17 protein-coding genes and 1 pseudogene are annotated in these 22,317 nt (G+C 71.3%); 10 read left to right on the top strand and 8 right to left on the bottom strand.

What is annotated here, in order from left to right; all coding sequences use genetic code 11:
- Nucleotides 1-39 precede the first annotated feature (39 nt).
- Entirely contained in the window at nt 40-1,020 is a 981-nt protein-coding gene (locus ABWI04_RS06990) for a glycosyltransferase (protein WP_353831809.1), read from the top strand.
- A gap of 55 nt (nt 1,021-1,075) precedes the next feature.
- Here ABWI04_RS06990 and ABWI04_RS06985 read toward each other — a convergent pair whose 3' ends face one another.
- From ABWI04_RS06985 to ABWI04_RS06975, 3 genes are all read right to left on the bottom strand, one after another.
- Entirely contained in the window at nt 1,076-4,432 is a 3,357-nt protein-coding gene (locus ABWI04_RS06985; protein ID WP_353831808.1) for a sialidase family protein, read from the bottom strand.
- Nucleotides 4,433-4,520: 88 nt separating this feature from the next.
- A complete protein-coding gene (locus ABWI04_RS06980; RefSeq protein WP_353831807.1) occupies nt 4,521-5,462 on the bottom strand; it encodes a glycosyltransferase in 942 nt (313 codons plus the stop codon).
- Nucleotides 5,459-6,748 carry a hypothetical protein gene (locus ABWI04_RS06975; RefSeq protein WP_353831806.1) on the bottom strand — a complete coding sequence of 430 codons (1,290 nt, stop codon included), beginning with the start codon at nt 6,746-6,748 and terminating at the stop codon, nt 5,459-5,461. Before ABWI04_RS06975 ends, ABWI04_RS06980 begins: the two co-directional genes overlap by 4 nt.
- A gap of 169 nt (nt 6,749-6,917) precedes the next feature.
- Between ABWI04_RS06975 and glf the strand changes: the two genes are divergently transcribed.
- From glf to ABWI04_RS06940, 7 genes and pseudogenes are all read left to right on the top strand, one after another.
- Nucleotides 6,918-8,096: a UDP-galactopyranose mutase gene (gene glf / locus ABWI04_RS06970; RefSeq protein WP_353831805.1), complete on the top strand. Its 1,179-nt coding sequence runs from the start codon at nt 6,918-6,920 to the stop codon at nt 8,094-8,096.
- Complete coding sequence (locus tag ABWI04_RS06965; protein ID WP_353831804.1) at nt 8,093-10,156, top strand: glycosyltransferase; 2,064 nt, start codon at nt 8,093-8,095, stop codon at nt 10,154-10,156. The genes glf and ABWI04_RS06965 overlap by 4 nt, the downstream gene beginning before the upstream one ends.
- Nucleotides 10,153-11,034 carry an ABC transporter permease gene (locus ABWI04_RS06960; RefSeq protein ID WP_353831803.1) on the top strand — a complete coding sequence of 294 codons (882 nt, stop codon included), beginning with the start codon at nt 10,153-10,155 and terminating at the stop codon, nt 11,032-11,034. The genes ABWI04_RS06965 and ABWI04_RS06960 overlap by 4 nt, the downstream gene beginning before the upstream one ends.
- Nucleotides 11,034-11,822 (top strand): ABC transporter ATP-binding protein, encoded by a 789-nt coding sequence (locus ABWI04_RS06955; protein WP_353831802.1) that lies wholly within the window; start codon nt 11,034-11,036, stop codon nt 11,820-11,822. The genes ABWI04_RS06960 and ABWI04_RS06955 overlap by 1 nt, the downstream gene beginning before the upstream one ends.
- Before the next feature lie 62 nt (nt 11,823-11,884).
- A pseudogene (locus tag ABWI04_RS06950) lies at nt 11,885-12,745 on the top strand (acyltransferase family protein); the annotation flags it as partial.
- A gap of 193 nt (nt 12,746-12,938) precedes the next feature.
- Nucleotides 12,939-14,159 (top strand): acyltransferase family protein, encoded by a 1,221-nt coding sequence (locus tag ABWI04_RS06945; protein ID WP_353831801.1) that lies wholly within the window; start codon nt 12,939-12,941, stop codon nt 14,157-14,159.
- A gap of 88 nt (nt 14,160-14,247) precedes the next feature.
- Entirely contained in the window at nt 14,248-15,783 is a 1,536-nt protein-coding gene (locus ABWI04_RS06940) for a sulfatase family protein (protein ID WP_353831800.1), read from the top strand.
- Between the two features lie 26 nt (nt 15,784-15,809).
- Here ABWI04_RS06940 and ABWI04_RS06935 read toward each other — a convergent pair whose 3' ends face one another.
- Nucleotides 15,810-16,916 (bottom strand): alpha/beta hydrolase, encoded by a 1,107-nt coding sequence (locus ABWI04_RS06935; protein WP_353831799.1) that lies wholly within the window; start codon nt 16,914-16,916, stop codon nt 15,810-15,812.
- A 381-nt stretch (nt 16,917-17,297) separates the two neighbouring features.
- Here ABWI04_RS06935 and ABWI04_RS06930 point away from each other — a divergent pair, with 381 nt between their 5' ends.
- Nucleotides 17,298-19,334, top strand: coding sequence for a hypothetical protein (locus ABWI04_RS06930; RefSeq protein WP_353831798.1), 2,037 nt, complete (start codon nt 17,298-17,300; stop codon nt 19,332-19,334).
- A gap of 18 nt (nt 19,335-19,352) precedes the next feature.
- On the opposite strand, the gene ABWI04_RS06925 is transcribed toward ABWI04_RS06930, so the two are convergent.
- Nucleotides 19,353-19,541, bottom strand: a complete 189-nt coding sequence (locus ABWI04_RS06925; protein WP_353831797.1) for a DUF397 domain-containing protein — start codon at nt 19,539-19,541, stop codon at nt 19,353-19,355.
- The gene (locus ABWI04_RS06920; protein WP_353831796.1) at nt 19,532-20,341 is read right to left on the bottom strand and encodes a helix-turn-helix domain-containing protein; all 810 of its coding nucleotides are present in this window, start codon (nt 20,339-20,341) and stop codon (nt 19,532-19,534) included. The genes ABWI04_RS06925 and ABWI04_RS06920 overlap by 10 nt, the downstream gene beginning before the upstream one ends.
- A 138-nt stretch (nt 20,342-20,479) precedes the next feature.
- On the opposite strand from ABWI04_RS06920, the gene ABWI04_RS06915 reads away from it, so the two are divergent.
- The gene (locus ABWI04_RS06915; RefSeq protein WP_353831795.1) at nt 20,480-20,878 is read left to right on the top strand and encodes an ATP-binding protein; all 399 of its coding nucleotides are present in this window, start codon (nt 20,480-20,482) and stop codon (nt 20,876-20,878) included.
- Nucleotides 20,879-20,906: 28 nt separating this feature from the next.
- On the opposite strand, the gene ABWI04_RS06910 is transcribed toward ABWI04_RS06915, so the two are convergent.
- On the bottom strand, nt 20,907-21,332 hold the full coding sequence (locus tag ABWI04_RS06910; RefSeq protein ID WP_353831794.1) for a DUF6069 family protein: 426 nt from the start codon (nt 21,330-21,332) through the stop codon (nt 20,907-20,909).
- A 129-nt stretch (nt 21,333-21,461) separates the two neighbouring features.
- Nucleotides 21,462-22,317 (bottom strand): LysR family transcriptional regulator (locus ABWI04_RS06905; protein ID WP_353831793.1); only part of this gene is annotated, 856 nt, incomplete at its 5' end.

Raw genomic sequence — 22,317 nt, 5'->3', positions numbered from 1 at the left:
GGTGCTCGACAGCCGCCACGCTCCCCCCGGAACGGATGCATGCAGCCCGAACCCTTCACCCTGCTGATGACCGTCTACGGCGGTGATCGTGAAGAGCATGTCCGGGACGCCTTCCGCAGCGCCGTCCACCTCCAGACCCTCCGCCCGGACCAGGTCGTCCTCGTCCAGGACGGGCCCGTCCCGCCCGCGCTCGCCTCCGGCCTGCGCGACCTCGTGAGGATCAGCCCGGTCGAGGTCACGTTCGTCCACCTGGAGCACAACCGGGGCCTCGGCCCCGCCCTCGACGCCGGCCTGCACGCCGCCCGCCACGACATCGTCGCCCGCATGGACGCCGACGACTACTCGATGCCGCACCGCTTCCAGACGCAGGTCCCGCTGGTGCGCGCGGGCGCCGACCTCGTGGGCGCGGGCCTGCTGGAGTTCGGCACCGACATCACCGACATCGTCGGCCGCCGCATCCCGCCGAGCGACCCCGCCGACATCGCGCGCTACTCCCGCCTGCACGACCCGTTCAACCACCCCACGGTCGTCTACCGGCGCAGCGCCGTCGTCGCCGCGGGCGGCTACGGCGACCTGCCCCTGATGGAGGACTACTGGCTGTTCGCCCGCATGATCGCGGGCGGGGCGCGGATCGTGAACGTCGCCGAGCCCCTCGTGTACTACCGCGTCGGCGAGGGGGCCTACGAGCGGCGCGGCGGCCGCGACCTGCTGCGCTCCGAACTGCGGCTGCAGCGCGAGATGCTCCGCGAGGGCTTCATCTCCCAGCCCCAGTACTGGCGCAACGTCATGGTGCGCGGCGGCTACCGGCTCGTCCCCACCCTGATCCGCAAACCGTTCTACCGCGCGGTCGTCGCCCCTTACGGCGCCCGCCGCAACCGCCTGCGCGACCGCGACCGGGCCCGGCCGGGCCCCCGCCCGGCCATCCCCTACATTCCCCGCCACGCGCGCCCGGCGGGGGAGGGCGTGCCCGGCTATGACCCGGCCCGCCCCCGGACCACTGAGCCGCACTCCGACCACTAGCCCGCCGCGCCACTGAGCCCCGCCGCGACCGCCGGACCGCAGCGGGATCCCGGCGTCACCGGGCTGGCCGGCTCCACAGCAAGGGCTGCTCGCCCGAACGGGCGACGGTGCGGCCCACGCCGAGCACCGTGTCGTTGAACGGGGCGAGGCCTGTGATCTCCTGACGGCCCGGGCCTGCGAGGACGCCGCCGGGAACCTGCGCCTCCCAGGAAGCGCCGTCCGCCGACGTCCACGACACGACGTCCGAGACGCCGGCGCCGCCGGAGGTCCCGGCGACCGTGAAGCCCTTCGGCGTCGCCGTCAGGGCCGTGATCTGGACCGGGCCATCCGCGCCGGGTTCCGGAAGCCTGGTCTCGCGCCAGGTCTTCCCGCCATCGGTGGAGACGTAGCCGAGCACGGCCGCACCCGATGACCCCAACGCGTCACCGGTCGCGACCAGGACGTCGCCCTTGGCCGCGATCTGGGTGAACGAGCCCTGCTCCATCCCGGCCGGCAGCTGGAGCTGCTGGAGCCGCCACTTCTGGCCGTCGGGCGAGGTCCAGACCGCGGGCCGCCGCGCGCCGCGCGCCTTCGGGTCCAGCAGACCGCCGACCGCGACGAAGCCGAACCGCCCCCCGGCGGCCGCACGGACCCAGCGGTTGCCGTTCGGCATGGCGGTGAGGTCGTTGCGGCCCACGCCGCCGCCGCGCTGCCACGTCCTCAGGTCGGGGGAGTACCAGATCGCGCCGGACCCGCCGTCGTCGCCGACGACGACGTAACCGGCCGGGCCGGAGGCGGTGCCGTAGGTCGCGAGGCCCTGGGGGCCTCGCGACCCGAACACCGGGTCGTTGTCGACGGGCTTCCAGATGGCGCCGTCCGCGGAGGTCAGCACCAGCGGGGTGCGCGGCGCGCCGCCGCTGTCGCCGACGGCGACCCAGCCGGCGGCGCCGCTCGCCACGGAGGTGAGCCGCTGCAGCGCGGGGCGGGAGATCCCGCCGGCGAAACGGGCCCGGGTCCAGGCCGCGCCGTCGGCCGAGGTCCAGATGGCGGCGTCGCCGCCGGTGCTGCCGACCGCGACGGCCTGCGCGCCCTTGGCAGCGACCGCGGTCACCGCCTGGTCCTTGCGGAACGCGCCGGGAATCTTGAACGGGTCGACCGGGACCTCGGTGCCGCGCTGGTCCCGCACGGCCAGCAGCGCGTTCAGGTCGCCGTTGCCGGGGTCGCGGCCGACGAGCACGGTCTGCCCGCCGCCCGCGGCGGCCCCGAGCAGCGTGCGGCCCGACGCCTCGGTGAGCGTGCCGGCGTCCTGCCAGGACGCGCCGTTCGCCGAGCGGGAGACCAGCAGGTCGCGCTCGCGCCGCACGATCGCGGCGTAGCCGGACTCGGTCGCCAGCAACTCTTGGACCTGCTGGTAGCCGGACGACTTGAGCGTCCCCGCCTTCTTCCAGCCGGCGGCGTCAGCCGAGGTGTAGACCTGGCCGCGAGCCGACTTTCCGGATCCGATCTCCCGGACGGCCACCAGCCCCGCCTCGCCGCCGCCGACCGCCAGCCCGTGGGTGCCCTTCGGCGCCGGGATCTTGGCCGGCGCCCAGGTGCGGCCACCGTCGGTGGACCGCCACGCGCGGCGGAACGACGACGCGCCCGCCTTGGGGGTGTGCGCGCTTTGCAGCAGGACCGCGCCGCGGCTGGAGGCCGCCTGTTCCAGCACCACCTTGCCGCGGATCGCGATCCCGACCTGCTCGCCGGTCAGCGCGTCCCACGCGCGGCCGTCCGACGAGAGCCAGGTCGCGGGCACCGAGTCGCTGAAGTCCCCCTTGCGGGAGTGCTCGCCGATGGCGAGGTAGCCCTTGTCGGTGCGGATGACCCTCGTCACGCGGTTGCCGGGGCCGAAGACGTCCCCGGCCGCGTCCGGCTGGCGCTTCCAGGACCGGCCGTCCTCGCTCGTCCACACGACGCCGCCGCCGGGACGCGAGCCGATCGCCACCCAGCCGCCGGGGCCGCCCGCGACGAGCCTCGGGACCTCCGTGGCGCCGGGCTCACCGCCGTCCTCGCCCTCGACCTTCGCGGTCTGGAAGGTGCGGCCGCCGTCCGGGGACATCAGGAACACCCCGCGGTAGTTTCCGGGGTCGGCCTCGCCGCCCACCGCGACCACCGTGGAACCGGTCGCCGCGACACCGGTCAGCTCCTGGTCGCGGCCGTCGGAACGGCTCGCCGGATCGGCGGGGAACACCGCGCCGGCGAGCTTCGCGCCCTCGCCGCTCCCGTCGGAGCCGTCACCGGTTCCGAGGAGGACGTAGGCGCCGCCCGCCACGAGTCCGACGGCGACCACGCCGCCGACCACGCCCAGGACCCGTTTCTTGCCGGTCCCCTTGCGCTTGGGCTTGTCGGGCTTGCGCCACGGCTCCTCCATCTGCGGTGGGGGAGCGCTCGGAGGCAGCGCGGCCCCGAGCGGGGCGTTCGGCATGGGGTTGGAGGCGGGCAGGGGCGCATGACCCGCGGGGCCGCCGGCGCCGGGGATCTCCTGCGCCCACGGGAACGGCTGGGGGGCGGGCTGCGGTGACCGGCCGGGGATCTCCTGGGCGTAGGGGAAAGGCTCGGGAGCCGCCGCTCGCGGCGTGTCCGGGATCTCCTGGGCGTAGGGGAACGGCTCGGAGGCGGGAGGCGGCGGGGGAGGAGATTGGGAGGCGAAAGGCTGAGGAGCGGGGGGCTGAGGAGCGGGAGGTTGCTGTCCCGGAATCTGGGGGCCCGGTGGCTGCTGCGCAGAGTGCGGCAGGGCGGGGGGCTGCGGCGATGCCGCGAACGGTGGGGGCTGCGTTGGCTGCGGGGGTGGCGGAGGCTGCTCCTGGGGTTCGCCCGGCATCTGCTGAGCCCACGGGAACGACGCGGGCGGAGAAGGGGGCGGGGGCGGCGTCCCCTGCCGTCCGAACCCAGGGTCGGCGCGGGTCCGGTCGAGGCCCAGATCCTCGTTCGGATCGTCCTCCTCGATGTCGTCGATCTGCGCGTCGTCGATCTGCGCGTCGTCGATCTGCGCGTCGTCCTCGGCGTCATCGTCTCCGACGTCGTCGATGGCGGACTCGCCGTCCGGGTCGTCTTCCGGGTCGTCCTCCGGATCGTCCGCGGACTCGTCCACCCGGCGGCCGGGGGGCGTCGACTCGGCGAAGTCGGTCACCGTCACTTCGCCCGTGTCGTCTGACGGTTCGGCCGGCTTTCCAGACCGCCGCGGGAACGCCATGGTCTTCGTGGACTCGCCGACGTCGAGGTCGGTGACCGTCTCGTCCGCGAGGTCGCGAAACTGGCTGACGTCGATGTCGCCGACCGTCTTATCGGCGTCGCGGAACCGGCTGACATCGAGGTCGCTGACCGTCTTGTCGGCGAGATCCTCCTCGGGCAGGCCGTCCCTGTGCTCGTCGTCCGGGTTCCCCTTCGGAGTCACACCCGCCCTCCCCTGGCACTACGTGTTCTCGGTCCCGTGGACAACGGTCCCGACCGTGGCCGGAGTCGCGTCGCCAGGGACCATGTCGTCAGGGATCATATCGACGCATGGCCGCCGAAATGACCTCCTCGGTCGGGCGAGGCCGGTGCCGCACGCCGTCCCGCACACCCCGCAACAAGCCCCGGCGCAAGGTGGCCCTGTCCTGCGACCGGACATAGGTCCGCCCCCAGCGCCGGACGGTCGATCCGGCGTACAGCACCCGTTCGGCGGGCGCCAGCCCCCGGCTGCGCGTGAACAGCCAGAGCTTGTTGCGCACCTCGTAGTAGAAGCGGTCACCGGGATCGGCGTCGGTTCCGCCGAAGGTCCTGGTCTTGTGGACGACGACGCTCGCCGGGCAGTAGAGGCCCCGCCGCCCGCGCAGCAGCCGCGTGGTGAACTCGAAGTCGTCGTTCCAGAGGAAGTAGTCCGCCACCGGCAGTCCGCGTTCCCGGACGGCGGCGGCGTCGACGAGCACCGACACGAACGACGCCGACCGGACGGGTGTGCACCCGGCCTCCGCGGCGGCGGCCAGCTCCGCCCGGGACGCGCCGGGCTTGACGCGCGGAGTGTTCATCGGGTGGTCGCGGCCGTCGGTCCACACGACCCGGCTGGCGACCAGTGCCGGCTCCCCAGGGGCCCGCTCGCGCGCGTCGAGCAGCGCGGCGAGGGCCTCCGGCTCGGGCACGGTGTCGTCGTCCATCAGCCAGATCAGCCCGCCGCCGGCATCCGGGGCGGCCAGCACCCGGGCGATTCCCGCCGCGAAGCCTCCGGCGCCACCGGTGTTGACGTCCAGCTCGACCAGTTCGACGTGGGGATACCGGTCGCGGACGAAGGCGGGCGTCCCGTCGGACGAGGCGTTGTCGACCACGGTCACCGCGTCCGGTGGCCGGGTCTGGCGGGCGAGCGCGTCGAGCGACTCCGTCAGCAGCGCCCGCCGGTTGTAGGTGACGACGACCGCGGTCACTCGCGGGCCGCCCACGCCGGCGGTCATCGCACCCGGTCCCGGCGGGACAGGGCGGCACCGGCCTCGTCCGCCTCGTCGCCCGCCCCCTCCTCGGGGACGGGGGGAGGCTCGATGCCCTTGAGCCGCTCGACGAGATGCCAGTACCCGACCCGCATCTTCCAGACGGTCCCGCTGCGCTCGCTGAGATGGCGGGCCATCAGCTTCGGGAGCGCGGTGCGGTGCTGTTCTTGGCGCTCGTCCCGCAACGCGCCGATCTCCTGGCGGAGCACCTCGAGCCGGTCGAGGAGGCCGAGGACGGTATGGGCGGCCGCGTCGAGCAGTTCAGCCTCCCCGGGCGGGCCGGCGGCAGCCGCGTGCGCGGGCGTCTCGTCCGGAAGCAACTCGTCCAGATCACCGACGACGTCGTACCCCGCGCGGCGGACCGCGTCGACCAGTTCGCGGGCCTTCTCCCGCGCCCACGCGCGCCGGGCCGGAGGAAGCGGCACACGGCCGGGTTCGCCCCGCCCCGGAAGCACCTTCAGCGCGAGGACGTCGGTGACCAGCCGGTGGTACAGCCACATCGGCGCGTCCTCGTCGACGGCCGAGTTCACCCTCCGCAGCAGTTCGGTCTCCGTCCAGCTCAGCGAGCCGTTGGTGCGGACGTCCGTCAGGTCGGCCACCCCGGGATCGACGCCCAGCAGGCCCGCGAAGCGCTCCCAGAGCCACTCGCGGGGGGCGTCCGGGCCGGGCATGGTCAACACGTGCACGCGTTCGGGCGGGACGTGCGGGGCCCACCGCCCGAGCACCTCGGGGATGTCGTGTACCCGCCAGAACCACTGCGCTGCGCCCTCGTCGCGCGGGCCGTCGACGACCTCGTGCAGCCAGTGCTCGAAGTCGTAGTGGTACCGGTGCTTGACGTACTCCTGCCATTCGGACGGCAGCAGACCGGTCAGGTCGCGAGCGGAGTAGACGAGATGGACCTCGCAGGGGGCGAGGGACTCGACGGCCCGGCGGGCGCCCGCCTCGTCCACCGCGCAGAGCACCTCGTGCGAGACCACCGCCGCGCGGTGCCCGGACTCCTTCACCCGGTCGGCCAGCAGATCCCAGGCGCCGTCCCACGCGGGGCCCGGCTCGTCCGGCTCCGGCTCGATCCCGCGCAGGTCGCGAGTGGCGCGGACGTGGGCGGCGAACGACCCGCCGGGCAGCAGCACACCGGCCTCGGACAGTGCCGCGGCGCTGCTCCACAAAAGACCCTGAAGAAAGGTCGTGCCGCTCTTGGGGGCGCCGATGTGCAGGTAAACGGTCGGCGGGGAGCCGCCGGAGACCACTGCCACCAGGTGACTCCTCTGGGAGGTCGCATGGGGGACGCCCGCGGCGCCGTTCCGGATCACAGGAAGGGTACAACCGGCCAACGAGCACCATTCCCGCACAAGCGGAATGACAGCGCCGGTATCTTGGCCGCGCAGACCCCCGTCCCCGCGACCCCCGACCCTGAGACGGACCGTGAACGTTGATCTTGTAGTGGTGGGCTCCGGCTTCTTCGGGCTCACCGTCGCCGAACGCTGCGCCGCCGAGCTCGGGCTGCGGGTCCTCGTCCTCGACAGGCGCGACCACATCGGCGGCAACGCCTACAGCGAGGACGAGCCCGAGACCGGCATCGAGATCCACCGGTACGGCGCGCACCTGTTCCACACGTCCAACGAGCGCGTGTGGGAGTACGCCGGCAGGTTCACCAGGTTCACCGGTTACCAGCACCGAGTCTTCTCCACGTTCAAGGGGCGGGTCTACCCGCTGCCCATCAACCTCGGCACCATCTGCGAGTACTTCGGCAGGGTCTTCACTCCCGACGAGGCGCGCGCGTTGATCGCCGAGCAGGCGGGGGAGATCGCCGCCGGGCGCGAGCCGCGGAACCTGGAGGAGAAGGCGGTGTCGCTGATCGGGCGGCCGCTCTACGAGGCGTTCATCCGCGGCTACACCGCCAAGCAGTGGCAGACCGACCCGCTCGACCTGCCCGCGGAGATCATCACTCGGCTCCCGGTGCGGTACACCTTCGACAACCGGTACTTCAGCGACACCTACGAAGGGCTGCCGGTCGACGGCTACACCGCCTGGCTTGAACGGATGGCCGACCACCGCAACATCGAGGTCCGGCTGGGCACCGACTTCTTCGACCTGCGGGACGACATCGCCGGCAACGTCCCGGTCGTCTACACCGGACCCCTCGACCGGTACTTCGGCTTCGCCGAAGGGGAGCTCGGGTGGCGGACGCTCGACTTCGAGACGGAGGTCGTGGCGACGGGCGACTTCCAGGGCACCCCGGTGATGAACTACGCCGACGAGGACGTCCCGTACACCCGCATCCACGAGTTCCGGCACTTCCACCCGGAGCGGCGCCACTACCCCGACGACCGGACAGTGATCATGCGGGAGTTCTCCCGCGCCGCCGACCGGGGCGACGAGCCGTACTACCCCGTCAACACCGCCGAGGACCGGGCGCGCCTGCTCCGCTACCGGGAGATGGCCCGGCGCGAGGAGGGCGTGCTGTTCGGCGGGCGGCTCGGCACCTACCAGTACCTCGACATGCACATGGCGATCGCCGCGGCCCTGAGCGCGGTCGACAACAGGCTGCGGCCCCACTTCACCCGGGGCGAGCGGCTGACCAGCGGAGGAGTTGACCGATGACCGAGCGGGCCATCCAGCCCGGGCTCCCCGAGGAGCCCGCGGAACAGAAGAGGACGCGGGAGGCGGGCGCCCGGCCGGCCGAAGGCGTGCGGGTCCTGCACCGGGTCGTGATGCCCGCGGAGCGCGACTTCGACGTGCTGAAGCTGTACGTGGACGGCAACGCGGTGTTCGGCCGCCGCGCCGCCGATCTGGAGAGCGCCGGGGAGCGGGTGCTGGCCGAGCAGGACGGCGACACCGCCCGCACCGCCTACCGGCCCTCCTCCCAGAACGACAGCGCCGAGATCATCGGACGCCGCAGCATCGTCGTCCCGTCCGGGACGCGGGTGTCCTTCTGCAGCTACTTCAACGCCTTCCCCGCCGGGTACTGGCGCCGCTGGAGCACGGTGGAGGAGGTCCGGCTGCGCGTCCGCGTCCGCGGCGAGGCGACGCTCCTCATCTACCGCTCCACCGGCAAGGGCCACCTGGAACGCATCAAGTCGTTGCACATCGACTCGGACGCTCCGGTCGAGGAGACCGTCGACCTGCCGCTCGCCCCCTTCATCGACGGCGGTTGGTACTGGTTCGACATCATCGCCGACGGCCGCACCGCCGTCCTCGACGCCGCGGAGTGGTGCGCGGTCACCGAGCGGACCGAGCCCGGCACCGCGACCATCGGCATCACCACCTTCAACCGGCCGAAGTTCTGCGTCGAGCAGCTCACCGCGCTGGCCGCGGCGGGAGACGTCCTGGACGTCGTCGACCAGATCCTGGTGGTCGACCAGGGCACCGACCGCGTCGAGGACCACCCCGACTTCGCCGCGGCGAAGGAGGCCCTCGGCGACCGGCTGCGGATCATCGAGCAGGCCAACCTGGGCGGCTCGGGCGGTTTCGCCCGCGTCATGCACGAGACCGTCGAGTCGGGTATCAGCACGTACACCCTGCTCCTGGACGACGACGTCATCCTCGAGCCCGAGGGGATCCTGCGCTCGGTGACGTTCGCCGACCTGGCGCGCGGCCCGATGCTCGTCGGCGGCCACATGCTCGACCTGTACAACCGGTCGGTGCTGCACGTGTTCGGCGAGTCGATCGCGCGCTACCGCTGGTGGATGGTCCCGGCCGCGCACACCGGGATGTCCCACGACCTGGCCGCGCACCCGCTCCGGCACACTCCGTGGCTGCACCGCCGCGCCGACGTGGAGTACAACGCGTGGTGGATGTGCCTCATCCCGGTCGAGGTCATCAAGAAGATCGGGCTCTCGCTGCCGTTCTTCATCAAGTGGGACGACATCGAGTACGGGTTGCGGGCCAAGGCCGCGGGCTTCCCGACGGTCTCGCTGCCCGGCGCGGCGGTCTGGCACGTGCCGTGGCACTCCAAGGACGTCATGACCGACTGGCAGGCGTACTTCACCGAACGCAACAGGATCGTCACCGCGCTCATGTACTCCCCGTACGAGCGCGGCGGCAACATGCTCAAGGAAAGCCTGTTCATCACCATCAAGCACGCGCTCGCCATGCAGTACTCCACGGCCGAGCTCATGCTGCTCGCGCTGGAGGACGCGCTCAAGGGGCCCGAGGACCTGCACCCGTCGATCGTGACGAAGATGGGCGAGCTGCGTGAGCTGCGCTCCCGGTTCGTGGACGCCCAGGCCAAGGCGGACCTGGACGAGTTTCCCGCCGTCCGGCGCCGCAGGCCGCCGCGCAAGGGCCGCGACGTCGTTCCGCCGAAGAACCGGCGGGCGATGGTCCAGACGGCGCTGCTCGGCGCGGCTCGGCAGGTCAAGCCGGTCGGCTCGTACCCGAAGACCCATCCGGAGGCCCTCGTCCCCCACGTCGACCAGACCTGGTGGCTGCTGACCAAGTTCAACAGCGCCCTGGTCTCGTCCGCGGACGGCACGAAGGTGTCCTGGTACCAGCGCGACCCGCAGCGGTTCTGGTCGCTGATCCGGCGCGCGTCGGCGCTGCACGCCCGGATCGGCAAGGACTGGGCCCCGCTCAGCCGCCGGTACCGGGACGCCCTGCCGGGCCTGACCTCGCAGGAGGAGTGGCGGGAGACGTTCGAAAAGGCGCGGCGGCAGCCGTGACCGCTCGCGCGGGGGCGCCGGCGGTCCCGGACGATTCCGGCCTCGTCGAGCCGGGACGCGGCGGCGGCCTCGGCGAGGTCTTCCGGCGCCGCTACCTGCTGAAGCTCATCGTGCGGCGGGAGCTGCGCGCCCGCTACCAGGGGTCGCTGCTCGGCCTCGGCTGGTCGTACGTGCGGCCCGCCGCGCACTTCGCGGTCTTCTTCTTCGTGGCCGGGATCTTCCTGGGCATGAGCAGGCACGTCGAGCACTTCCCGATCTTCATGTTCTCGGCGCTCGTGCTCGTCTCGTTCTTCAACGAGACCCTGATCAACACGACTCACTCGGTGCTCGGCAACGCTCCGCTCGTCCGGAAGGTCTACCTCCCGCGGGAGCTGTTCCCGGTCGCGTCGCTGCTGGTGTCGTGCGTGCACCTGCTGCCGGGGCTGGCGATCGTGCTGACCGTGGCGGTGGCCTGGGGGTGGGCGCCCTCCGCCGCGGCGATCGGCTCGGCGCTGCTCGGGTTCGCGCTCGTCGCCGTGCTCGGCATCGGCCTCGGGCTGATCTGCTCGGCGCTGCACGTGTTCTACCGCGACACCGACAAGGTCGTGGACATCGCGACGCTGTTCGTCACCTGGTCGGTGCCGATGATCTATCCGTGGACGGTGGTGCGCGACACCGCTCCGGCCTGGGCGCTGGAGCTCTACCTGTCCAATCCCCTCGCCGTCGGGGTCCTGCTGTTCGAGCGGGCCTTCTGGTGGCCGACCACCGACGGCGCGTTCGCCTTCCCGCCCAGCCTCACCAGGGACGCCCTCGTCCTGCTGGGGCTGGCCGTCCTGCTGCTCGGCGCCGGCCAGCTCGTCTTCGCCCGGCTCCAGCGCCGCTTCGCCGAGGAGCTCTGATGGACGGGCCGCGCGCCGTCGTCGTCGACGGGGTCACCAAGAGGTTCACGCTGCGGCATGCCCGCTCGATCAAGAACATGACCGTCCGGGCGCTGCGCCGGGAGAGGCTTCGCGACCGGTTCACGGCGCTGGACGAGGTGTCGGTCGGCATCGGGGTCGGCGAGGCGGTCGCGCTGGTCGGCGTGAACGGCTCCGGCAAGAGCACCCTCCTGAAGATCATCTCTGGGGTGATGCCGCCGGACGAGGGCACGGTCCGGGTCCGCGGGCGCGTCGCCGGGCTGATCGAGGTCGGCGCCGGCCTGCATCCCGACCTCACAGGGCGGGAGAACGTCTTCCTCAACGGCGCCATCCTCGGCATGGACCGCGCCGAGACGCTCCGCAAGTTCGACCCGATCGTGGAGTTCGCCGACATCGGGCGCTTCCTCGACCAGCCCGTCCGGTTCTACTCCTCCGGCATGTTCATGCGGCTCGCCTTCTCCATCGCCGTGCACACCGACCCCGACGTGTTCCTCATCGACGAGGTCCTCGCCGTCGGGGACCCGCTGTTCCGCCGCAAGTGCATCGACCGCCTCCACGAGTACCGCGCGAGCGGCCGCACCATGGTGATCGTCGCGCACGACGCCAAGCTCCTGCGGCAGCTCTGCACGCGCGGCGTCTTCCTGGAGGACGGCCGCGTCGTGTGGGACGGGGACATCGACACCGCCGCCGACCTGCTCCTCAAGAAGCGGGAGGAGCGGCGCCGCGCGCGGGTGCCGAAGGCGCCGCCGACGGCCGAAACAAGTCCGTGACCCCGGCCGACGGCCGCCCGCGGCTGCGCGAACTGGACCTGCTCCGGTTCGTGGCGGCCGTCATGGTGATGTTCCACCACTATGTGGGGCGCATCGCCGGCTGGGGCGTGGAGAACCACCACGCCATGCCCGTCCTCGCGCCCGTCGCGCACTTCGGCGGCCTCGGCGCCGATCTCTTCTTCCTGATCAGCGGGTTCGTCATCCTGATGAGCGCGTGGGGCCGCGACGTCGGCGACTTCGCCGTCTCGCGGATCGTACGGGTCTTCCCCGGCTACTGGTTCGGCGTCACCTTCGCCCTGGTGCTCTTCCTCGCTCTCGGCGAGACGCCGATCGCGTCCCGCAGTCCGCTGGTCGCCTACCTCCCGAATATGACGATGCTGCAAGCCGGCATCGGTGTCCCGGACATGGAAGTCGTGTACTGGACGCTCTGGGTGGAACTGCATTTCTACGTACTCATCGCGTTGCTGGTCTGGCGGGGCGTCACCTACGGCCGCTCTGTGGCGTTCATGGCGGTCTGGCTGCTGCTCGCGGTGTTCGCCGAAGGCTCCCGCACCACCCTCCTCTCCTCCCTGCTGATGCCCGGCTGGGCCCCGTACTTCATCGCGGGCATGGCCTTCTTCCTCGTCCACAGGTTCGGCCCGAACCTTCTCCTGTGGCTCATCACGGCCGCCTGCTGGGCGCTCGCCGTCCATCACCGGACGACGGTCGTGAACCACGAGCTCCTCTGGCCGAACGTGTGGGATTCCGTCGTCACCGGCGCCGTCACCTTCATGTTCCTGCTCATGGCCATGGTCGCGACGCACCAGTTCGAGATGCTGCGGTGGCGGGGCTTCACGATCCTCGGTGCGCTCACCTACCCTCTCTACCTCGTCCACGAATCGCTCGGCAGGGCGCTGACGGAGCTGCTCGGCGCCCGCCTCGGCAGGTGGCCGCTGCTGGGCGTATGCTGCGCGGCGGCCCTCGTCTCGGCCTACCTGGTGCACCGGTTCGTCGAGGCGCCGTCGCAGCGCTGGATGCGGGCACGGCTGAAGGCGGCCCTCCACCGCCTCCGGTGGGAAGGCCCCGCGTCCGGCGACAGCGGCAGGGCCCTGCCCCCAGTCCCGCGGAGATCTCCCGATGACCACCCCGACCGCCGGTCCCGCCGCCGGCCCGGCCACGGCCCCCACCTCCGCGCCGCCGCGGCTGCGCGAGCTGGACCTGCTGCGCTTCGTCGCCGCCGGCGCGGTCATGCTGCACCACTTCGCCGGAGTGCGCAGCACCGTCTTCGCGGGGCGGGACGCCCAGAAGGTCTACCCCGAACTCGCCCCGGTCGCCCACTTCGGCTACCTCGGTGTCGAGCTCTTCTTCCTGATCAGCGGGTTCGTCATCCTGATGAGCGCGTGGGGGCGCTCGCCGGGCGACTTCGCCGTCTCGCGGATCGTGCGGGTCTATCCCGCGTACTGGTTCAGCGTCGTGCTCAGCGTCGTGCTGTACCTGCTCTGCGACTCCGCGGTGCCGTTCCGTCCCGACAACCCGGATCCCGTCCAGCGGCTTCTGCCCAACCTGACCTTGCTCCAGGAAGGTGTGGGCGTCGAACCGCTGGAGGTCGTCTTCTGGACGCTGTGGGTGGAGCTGCGCTTCTACGTGCTCATCGTGCTGTTCGCCTGCGTGGGCATCACCTACCGCCGCTGCGTCACCTTCATGGTGGTGTGGCTCCTCGCGAGCGTCTACGCCATGCAGGGGAACAGCGAGCTGCTGAAGACCGTGCTCTTCCCCGAGCATGCCCCGTTCTTCATCGCCGGAATGGCCTTCTTCCTCATCCACCGCTTCCGGTCCAACATCGCGCTCTGGCTGATCGTCGCGGCGTGCTGGGCGCTGTCGGCGCACTACCTCGTCCAGAACATCAACCCGCTGAACCGATGGGCGGGCGTCCACGAGACGGTGATCCCGGCCGTCGTCACCGCCCTCTACGCGATCATGGCGGTGGTCGCGCTCGGCGGGCTCAGCCGGCTGAGCTGGCGCGGCTTCACCTTCCTGGGCGCGCTGACCTACCCGCTGTACCTTCTCCACGAGATGGTGGCGCGGGCGATCGTCAAGGTGTTCTTCCCGCATCCGATACTCGACCGGCTGACGATCCTGCCGGTCATCACCGTGTCCTCCCTCGTGACGGCCTTTCTGGTGTACAAGCTCGTCGAGAGCCCTCTGCAGCGGGCGATGCGGCCCCGCCTGCTGGCCGCCGTGGCGCAGATCCAGCGGAACGGTGCGGCCCAGCCGCCCCCGCCGCCGGATCCGGCACCGGACGAGGGAGGCCGCCCGCGGCACGACGTCCCGGCGGCCCCTCCCGCGTCCGTGCCTTAGCCTGATCGTTACGGTCGGCGGCACGGGGGAGCGAGGCGGTCCACTGACCAGATCTGTTGTCCACGTGAGGCCGGCCGGAGGGAGCGTGATGCGCGGCGGCGAGCGGCTGCGACGATGGCGCACGGCTCCGTTTCCGACGGCGCTGCTGGTGGGCGCCCTCCTGCTGGCCGGGTGCGTCCAGGCCGCGTCGGGCGACGGCGGAACGGGGAAGAGAGCCCGGCCCACCAAGACCACCGCGGTTGCCAAGGCCCAGAAGAAGCCGCCGAATATCGTCTACATCCTCACCGACGACCTGTCGTGGGACCTAGTCGACTACATGCCGCACGTCAAGGCGCTCCAGCGACGCGGCATGACATTCTCGAACTACTTCGTCGCCGACACACTGTGCTGCCCGTCCCGCTCCACCATCCTCACCGGCAAGTACCCGCACAATACCGGCGTCCGCAGCAACGACCCGCCCACGGGCGGGTTCGACGTCTTCAACGAGCGGGGCAACGAGAAGGACACCTTCGCGGTCGCGCTGCAGAAGGCCGGCTACCGCACCGCGCTCATGGGCAAGTACCTCAACGGCTACGAGACCACGGACGAGCAGGGCTCGTCCCGCGCCTACATCCCTCCCGGCTGGACGGAGTGGCAGGTCACCGGCCTCGGCTACGCGAACTACAACTATCACCTGAACAGCAACGGAGCCCTCACCCATTACGGGCGCGCACCGAAGGACCACCTGAACACGGTGCTCACCGCCAAGGGCGTCGACTTCGTCAACCGGTCCGCCGACTCCAAGCAGCCGTTCCTGCTGGAGATGTCGACATTCTCCCCGCATGCTCCGGCGACCCCCGCGCCCGAGGACGCGCACAAGTTCGGCGGCGTCAGGGCGCCCCGCACCCCCGGCTTCAACGAGCCCGACATCGGCGACAAGCCCGGCTGGCTCCGGAAGTACCCGCGGATGCGCCCCCGCCAGATCCGCGCCGTCGACCAGGCGTTCCGCGAGCGGGTGCGCGCCGTCCAGTCGGTCGACCGGATGATCGGCGCCCTGGAGGCCGCGGTCAACGCGAAGGGCCAGGGGCAGGACACCTACTTCGTCTTCAACTCCGACAACGGCTACCACCTCGGGCAGCACCGCCTCGTCGAGGGGAAGCTGACCGCCTACGACACCGACATCCGCGTCCCGCTGGTCGTGGCGGGGCCGGGCGTCCCGGCCGGGGCGACCGAGAAGCGGTTCGCCCAGAACACCGACATCTGCCCGACGTTCCAGGAACTCGCCGGGCTCAGGCCGTCGGCGTCGGCGGACGGACGGTCTCTGGAGCCGCTGCTGCACGGCCGGTCCGTGCCCTCCTGGCGGACGGCCGCGTTCATCGAACATCTCGGGCCCAACTACAGCCACGACGACCCCGATCTCCCCAAGAGGTACGGGGGCAATCCGCCGACGTACTACGCCGTCCGTACGGCGAACGAGTTGTACGTCGAGTACGACAACGGCGACCGCGAGTACTACGACCTCGCCAAAGACCCCTGGGAACTGGGGAACCTGTGGGTGCAGGCGCCCGAGGCGCGGAAGGCCGAACTGAAGTCCCTGGTGGCCTCGTACCGCAGGTGCGCCGGAGTTAACTGCCGCGGGCTGTGATCAGGCCGGATCAGGGCCGGTCCGCCTCACACGGTGAGGCCCTGGCTCATCCAGCGCAGCACCTGCGGCAGGATGCGCTTCCATGTCTGGAAGTTGTGGCCGCCGCTGTCCAGCACCAGGGACGATGCCCGCATCGGCGGTCTGACCAGCGAGAGGAACCGCTGCGTCTCGTCCTTGTTCTTCTCCCCGACCTGGCTCGTCGTGACGAGCACGGAGATGGGCGGCTGCGGCCGGTGCTGGAGCCGCCAGAACAGGTCGTTCTCGTTCCGTACGGCCTGGCTGCCGCCGTAGAGGTCGCCCGTGGTGATGTCCTTGATCGCGCCGTAGTAGCCGGAGAGGGACGCGGCCTTGGAGAACACGTCCGAATGCCGCATGGCCAGCTTGAGGGAGCAGTAGCCCCCGGTCGAGAGGCCGAACACTCCCCATCCCCGGCGGTCGCCTGACACGCGGTAGGCGGAACGGACGGCCTCGGGCATGTCCTGGGTCAGGAAGGTCGCGGTCTGCGGCCCGCCCGGGATGTCCAGGCACTCGGTGTCGCGCCCTTTCACCATCGAGGGGCGCAGCATCACGTACACCATTGGCTGGACGCGCCCCGCCTTGGCCTCGTCGCGCGCCGTCTGCGGGACCCTGACCTGCGAGACGAGGTTGCGCTGTGCGCCGGGGTAACCGCTGAAGACAACCGAAACGGGAAAGTGGCGGCGCCCGCCCTGCTGGAAGTACTGCGGCGGAAGGTAGATGTAGGCGCGGGCGTGCAGGCCCGACCTGGGCCCTCGGATGTCGACGGTGTCCAGCCTGCCGTCGCGTTTCGGCGTGCCTCCCATGGACACCTCCGGCTTGCGCCGGATCAGCTTGGCCGCGACGTCGTCCCCGCCGCGGTCCTGGTTCTGGACGAGATGCCCGCCGACGCCCGCGGCCCCGGCCAGCTCGCCCCACGTCCCGTAGAAGCCGAAATGCCGGTTGATGACGGTGAGCACGGACAGGGTGACCAGTGCCTGGCAGAGGACGAGCGCGACGACGCGGGCGGCGAGCTTGCGGAAGCCCGGCCCCGCGAGACGCCCCCAGCCCCACACCGTCGCGGTCAGCACGGCGACCACGGCCGCGAACAACAGGCACGCCAGAGGCCAGCCGGTCAACGACACGCGGGCTCCTCACCTTGGGTCGGCGACTGCGACGACATCGGACATTACCGCCCTCCCTGATCAACGAGTGCGCCCCCCGGCCCCCCGCCGCGGGCCGAGAGGCCGGGATCCGGACAGTCGCGTGGGCCCACAGGTGGCCGGGTGTGGCCATTCCTGACGGGAGGCTTGTCCGATCTTCGTAGCAGGTGGGCGCCGTGACCGAATTTGCGATGGATATCGGACGTCGGGAGGGCTGTTCCATTGAACGTGGCGCGGGAACGCGGGAAGCTCTTTACCCTGTGCTGTGTAGGAAACCGACCGTAAGCAACCGAACCGGCCACCCCCAGGCGTTCCATACATTCCCGCGACTCCCAGGGGTCTCTCGACGTGACGGACATGGCGAGCGGGTCCGCGATGGCGCGGCTCACACAGGCCGACCGCGTCTACGTGGGCTGGCGCTACGCGCAGGTGCACCCCGACCCGGGGCCGCCCCCCGACCGGCCTGAGGCGCCGCCGCGGGCGCCGCTGCCGCCTCCCGCGCGGCGGCCCGGCGAGGACATGGCCGGGCGTCCGCTGCGCATCGCGTTCGCCGGCACGCTGGTGTTCGTCGGCCTGTTCCTCCTGTGCGGCGCCGCCGGGGTGATCCCGTGGGCGTTCGCCATCGTGGCGCTGCTGGCGTGCGGCGTCGTCCTCGCCATCACCGGCGGCGCGCTGTGGCGGGACGAACGCGGCGTCCGCGAACGGATCGCCCACGAGCGGGACGCTGAGGAGCGCGACCGGGCCGCACGCGAGCGGGCCCGCAGGAAGGCCGACGAGGCCTACACCAAGGAGCGGGCCGAGTGGGAGCGCCGCCAGTCGGCGTACGAGAGCCAGCGCGAGTGGTACCCGGTGGCCGTCCCGCCCGGGGTCGACCGGGTGGACGTCGTGGGCGGCACCCTCGCCGGATGGTCCGCGGCCGTCACGACGATGGGCGCGGCCAGGCTCGCCGTGGGCGCGCGGCTGACCGTGATCGACCTGTCCGAGGGGGCGGTCGCGCACGACCTCCTCCGGCTCGCGGCCGACCGCGGCGACGACCCGCTCGTCTGGGTCCTGCCCGCCGACCTCCCGCGCCTCGACGCCACCCGCGGCCTCAATCCCGAGGCGCTCGCCGACGTGCTGTCCCTGGTCGTCAGCGCGGGCGAGGAGGAGGGCGGCACCCGCGACCTGTCGTTCGACAACTCGATCCTGGAACGTCTCATCGAGGTCCTCGGCCCGGACACCACCATCCCCAAGATCACCGCCGCCCTGCGCGTCCTCGCCCAGGTCGGCGACCCCCGCGACGACCTGCGCAAGGGCCTGCTCACCGACGAGCAGCACGAGCGGATCGCGACCCTGTTCGGCCGCGACGCGACCGACCGCATCGTCGTCCGCCGCGCGTGGGCGCTGGAGGCGCAGCTCCGCAAGCTGGAGAAGCTCGCCACCGAGCCCGTCCGCCTGCCGCCCTCGCGCCTGCACGTGGTGTCGATGGACCGGCGCGCCGGCGTCCTCACCAACCGCATCCTCGGCACCTACGTGACGACCGCCCTCACGCACCGGATCCGCGAGGCCCCGCCCGGCGGCCGCTGGGACCACACGCTCTTCCTCTGCGGGGCCGAGAAGCTGCGCGGGGACGTCCTGGACCGCCTCATCGACGCCTGCGAGGCCACCGGCACCGGGCTCGTCCTGATGTACCGGTCGATCCCCGGCCACGTCCGCGAGCGCCTCGGCCGCCGCGGCCACGCCGCCGTCGGGTTCATGCGGCTCGGCAACCCCGAGGACGCCCGCGTCGCCGCCGAGCACATCGGCGCCGGGCAGCCGCTGCTCGTCGCCGAGATCACCGACTCGGCCGCCGAGACGCTGTTCGACGTGGCGGGCGAGTCCTACGCCAGCACGGTCGCCTACGCGCGCCCCCGCGGCGACGGCCTCACCGACCCCGTCTGGACGCCGCTGCCCGCCCCCGCCGCCGACGACTCCGTCCTGGTGGAGGGCATCAGCTCCGCGACCGCCTGGGGCCGCACGGTCGCCCGGCCGCGTCCCGACAAGCAAGGCTTCCGTGAACTCCTCATCGAACCCCTGCAACTCCAGGAGCTCCCGCCCACGGCCATGGTCTTCACCCACTCGGGCGCGACGGGCCGCCGCACCCTCCTGGTGGACGCGAACCCGGGCATCATCACGCTGCCGACCGCCCACTCGATGGAGTTCGAGGAGTACCTCCGCGAACAGCAGCAGACCCCGGAGCAGCCCGCCGAACCGGACCCGCCCGAGCCCTCGAAGCCCCCCGAAGCGCCGGCTCCGCAGCGCCTCCAGAAAGCCCGCCACGCCCTCCCCAGAGGCACGGCCCCCCGCCAGCCCCGCAAGGTCCCACCCCTGAAGCCCAACGGCCGCCACAAAGCCGACCCCCCGTCCACCCCCTGACCGGCGGTCGCGGCCGGTTCAGCGAGTCGCGAGGGCGGAGTCCACGGCGCTGCGCATTGCCACACGGGTGAGCAGGAGGACGGGCCCGTCCGGATCCTTGCTGTCCCGCACGGCCACCGCCCCGGCCACGTCCGCCAGCTCGACGCAGTTGCCACCGTTGGATGTGCTGTGGCTGCTCTTTCGCCACTTGGCGTTCGTCAGGTCCATTTCTCCTGAACCACCTTCCTGATCAGTGCGCAGGACATCTCACCTGTGAGCGTTCGCGCGCGGAGGTCCACCAGAGTCCGCGCCAACTCGGAGAGGTCTTCCGGATTGTCCGTAGTGATTGGGCGGATCGCCGTTTCGACATAGGCGACCTCGCTGCGGTCAGCCATCGTGGCAATCACGAAAGAACCCGAGTTCCCGTTGTGCTCGCCACTTGTCAAGACTACTTGAACCGTGACGTTAGGCAATAAACTCAGCGCGATCAGGTGCTCAAGTTGCTCCCTCATCGTCTCCGAGGTGCCGACCGGCCGGTAGAGCGCCTGTTCGTCCACCATGATCACCAGAATGGGCGGGACCGACTCGCCGTTGCCAGTGATGACCGTCTGGCGGCTGATCCGTGCCTCTACGGCCTGCTGGTTGCCATGGAGAATCGCCGAGGCATAGGCCGGGGTTTGCGCGAGACCGGGCATGACTGACTGCTCGTAGCAGACGAGCATCACCGCATCGGCTTCGATCACGGGCCAGTCGAACCAGATGGGCACGGGATGCCCGTCCTTGTTGAGGTCTTCCCAGAGGTTGACGAGCGCGCCTCCAGCCCCCAGGTAGTCGTCCATGGCCACCGCGAAGGCTCGGGTGGCGCGCCGCTTGCCAGCTTCGATCTTGCTGACTTGCGGCGCGCTGACCTTGGTCAAATGAGCAATGGTCTCCTGCTTCACCTTTTTGGCCTCTCGCATCAACCGCATCTGGCGACCGAAAGCGACGAGGGCGGGGGATTCGCGTGGACGTTGTCGACGGGGGGACATGGGGCCTGCCTCACCTTGGAACATGCCAAATTTGATTCAGCCATGCCAGCACCTGCCAAGTGTGTTTTGGCATGCAAATCGTAGCCTGGATAGTGGCTCACTGTGTGGCATTCGCTACAGACGGTGAGGAGATCGATCATGGGCGAGTCGGCATGTCACGGGAACGAGATCGTGGTGAAGAACGATCTTGCGGTCGTCGCCGAGGTGCGGCGGTTCGTTCGGCTGGTCGCCGGTCAGTGGGAGATGGACGACTTCGTCCCCTGCCTGGTGGCGAGCGAACTGGTGACCAACGCCCTCCGGTACGCGTCCGCGCCCGACGGTGACGTGACGTTCCGGGTCGGGCGCACGGACGACGGCGCGTTGTGGATGGAGGTGCAGGACGAGACCTACGATCTGCCCCGCGTCCAGCGCGCGGACACCATCAGCGAGACGGGCCGGGGAATGTTCATCGTGAACCAGTTCGCGCGCTGCTGGGGCGTCCGTCCCCTGGCCGGCAACGCGGGCAAGGTCGTCTTCGCAGTCGTCGACCCCTCATGACGGCGGAGGGGGCGCGCCCGGCGTCTGATCAGCAGCGGTTCCGCCGGTGGGGCAGCCCGATGATCAGCGCGGCCCCGACGGTCAGGTGCATGCCGAGCAGCACGAGCCGGCTGCTGGTGTCGGCGCCGCTGCCCAGCGGTCCCACCAGTGAGAGGGCCAGTGTGATCAGCGTGATGATCCGGAAGACCCGGGTGGGGTGGCGGACGGTGCGCTCCAGGAGGGCGAGCAACCCCCAGGCGGCCAGTCCGGCGGCCAGCGCGGCGCCGACGACGGCAGCCGGGCCGATGTGCTGGGTGGAGTCGCCCTGGTGGACGGTGAGGGCGCTGCCGGCCCAGGGATCATTGACGGCCCAGAGGAGCAGAGCGCCGGCCGCTGCGGCGGCGACGTTGATCGCGCGGCCCCTGCGCCGAGCGGTGGTGCAGGTCTTCGCGGTCTGCTGCGTGTCGTTGCTCATGCCGATGAGCATCGCGGCAGGGGCGGGAACGGCACATCACACCGCAGACCAGACCGAGCCGCTCGAAAGAGAAGCCGACCACCGACTTTGGAAGGGGGTCCGCGCCCGCCGCCCGCCGCGACGGCGCCGTCATTGTGGCGTTGGGAAGTGGGGGCGGTCGGGAGTTGGGAGCCATTCCGTTTGAGGGCGGTAGTGGTGTTGTGCGTGGGTGATGAAGCTGGGGAGGGACGGGTGGCGGTTGGCCTCGTGCCACATCAGGGACCAGGGGTAGGCCGGGGTGGGGTCGGTTATGGCGATCTGGACGACGTCCGGGTGGCCGGGGAACTGGGTCTTGTTTCCGAAGGTGATGAGGTCGGGGGAGGCGCCGATCCTCTCCATCATGTGGTCGTGGCCGAAGACCGGGCCTGATGTGTCGATGTGGACGCCGAACTCTGCGCTGAGGTGGCGGTAGTAGTCCGCCCACTCGCTTTCGGGGGTGTTGCCGGGCATCCATGCCGTCGAGCCTGAGAGTTCTCTCATCGGCACCTGGCGGTGCTCGGCGAGGCGGTGCCGGTGGCCGACCAGGATGGGGATGGGCTCCAGGGCGGCCGGGACGCGCCTGATCCCTGGTGGGAGAGGTGCGGTGACGCGGCCGAAGGCGGCGTCGATCGAGCCGTCGGTGAGGGCCGTCCAGCGTGAGCCGGCGCCGCGGGAGACGACGATGTCGACTTCGGCGTCGCCGGTCTCGTAGAAGGAACGGACGATCTCGATCGGGGCCGCGTTGTGGCCGAGCACGTCGATGCGCAGGGCGCGGTGGCGGGCGCGCAGCATCGCGGTGGCCTGGTCGGCGAGGCCGATCAGTGCTCGGGCCTGGGGGAGGAAGGCCGCACCGTCCTCGGTCGGCTCGGCGCCGGTGCGGGAGCGGTGCAGGAGGGGGACGCCGAGGGCCGCTTCGAGCTTGGCGATCCGCTTGGAGACCGCCTGCTGGGTCATGCCCAGGCGGTCC

This window comes from Actinomadura sp. NPDC000929, from assembly GCF_040492065.1.
Taxonomy (GTDB): Bacteria; Actinomycetota; Actinomycetes; order Streptosporangiales; family Streptosporangiaceae; genus Spirillospora; species Spirillospora verrucosospora.
The sequence above is the reverse complement of the archived record's forward strand: the minus strand, read 5'-3'. Positions and strand labels throughout refer to the sequence as shown.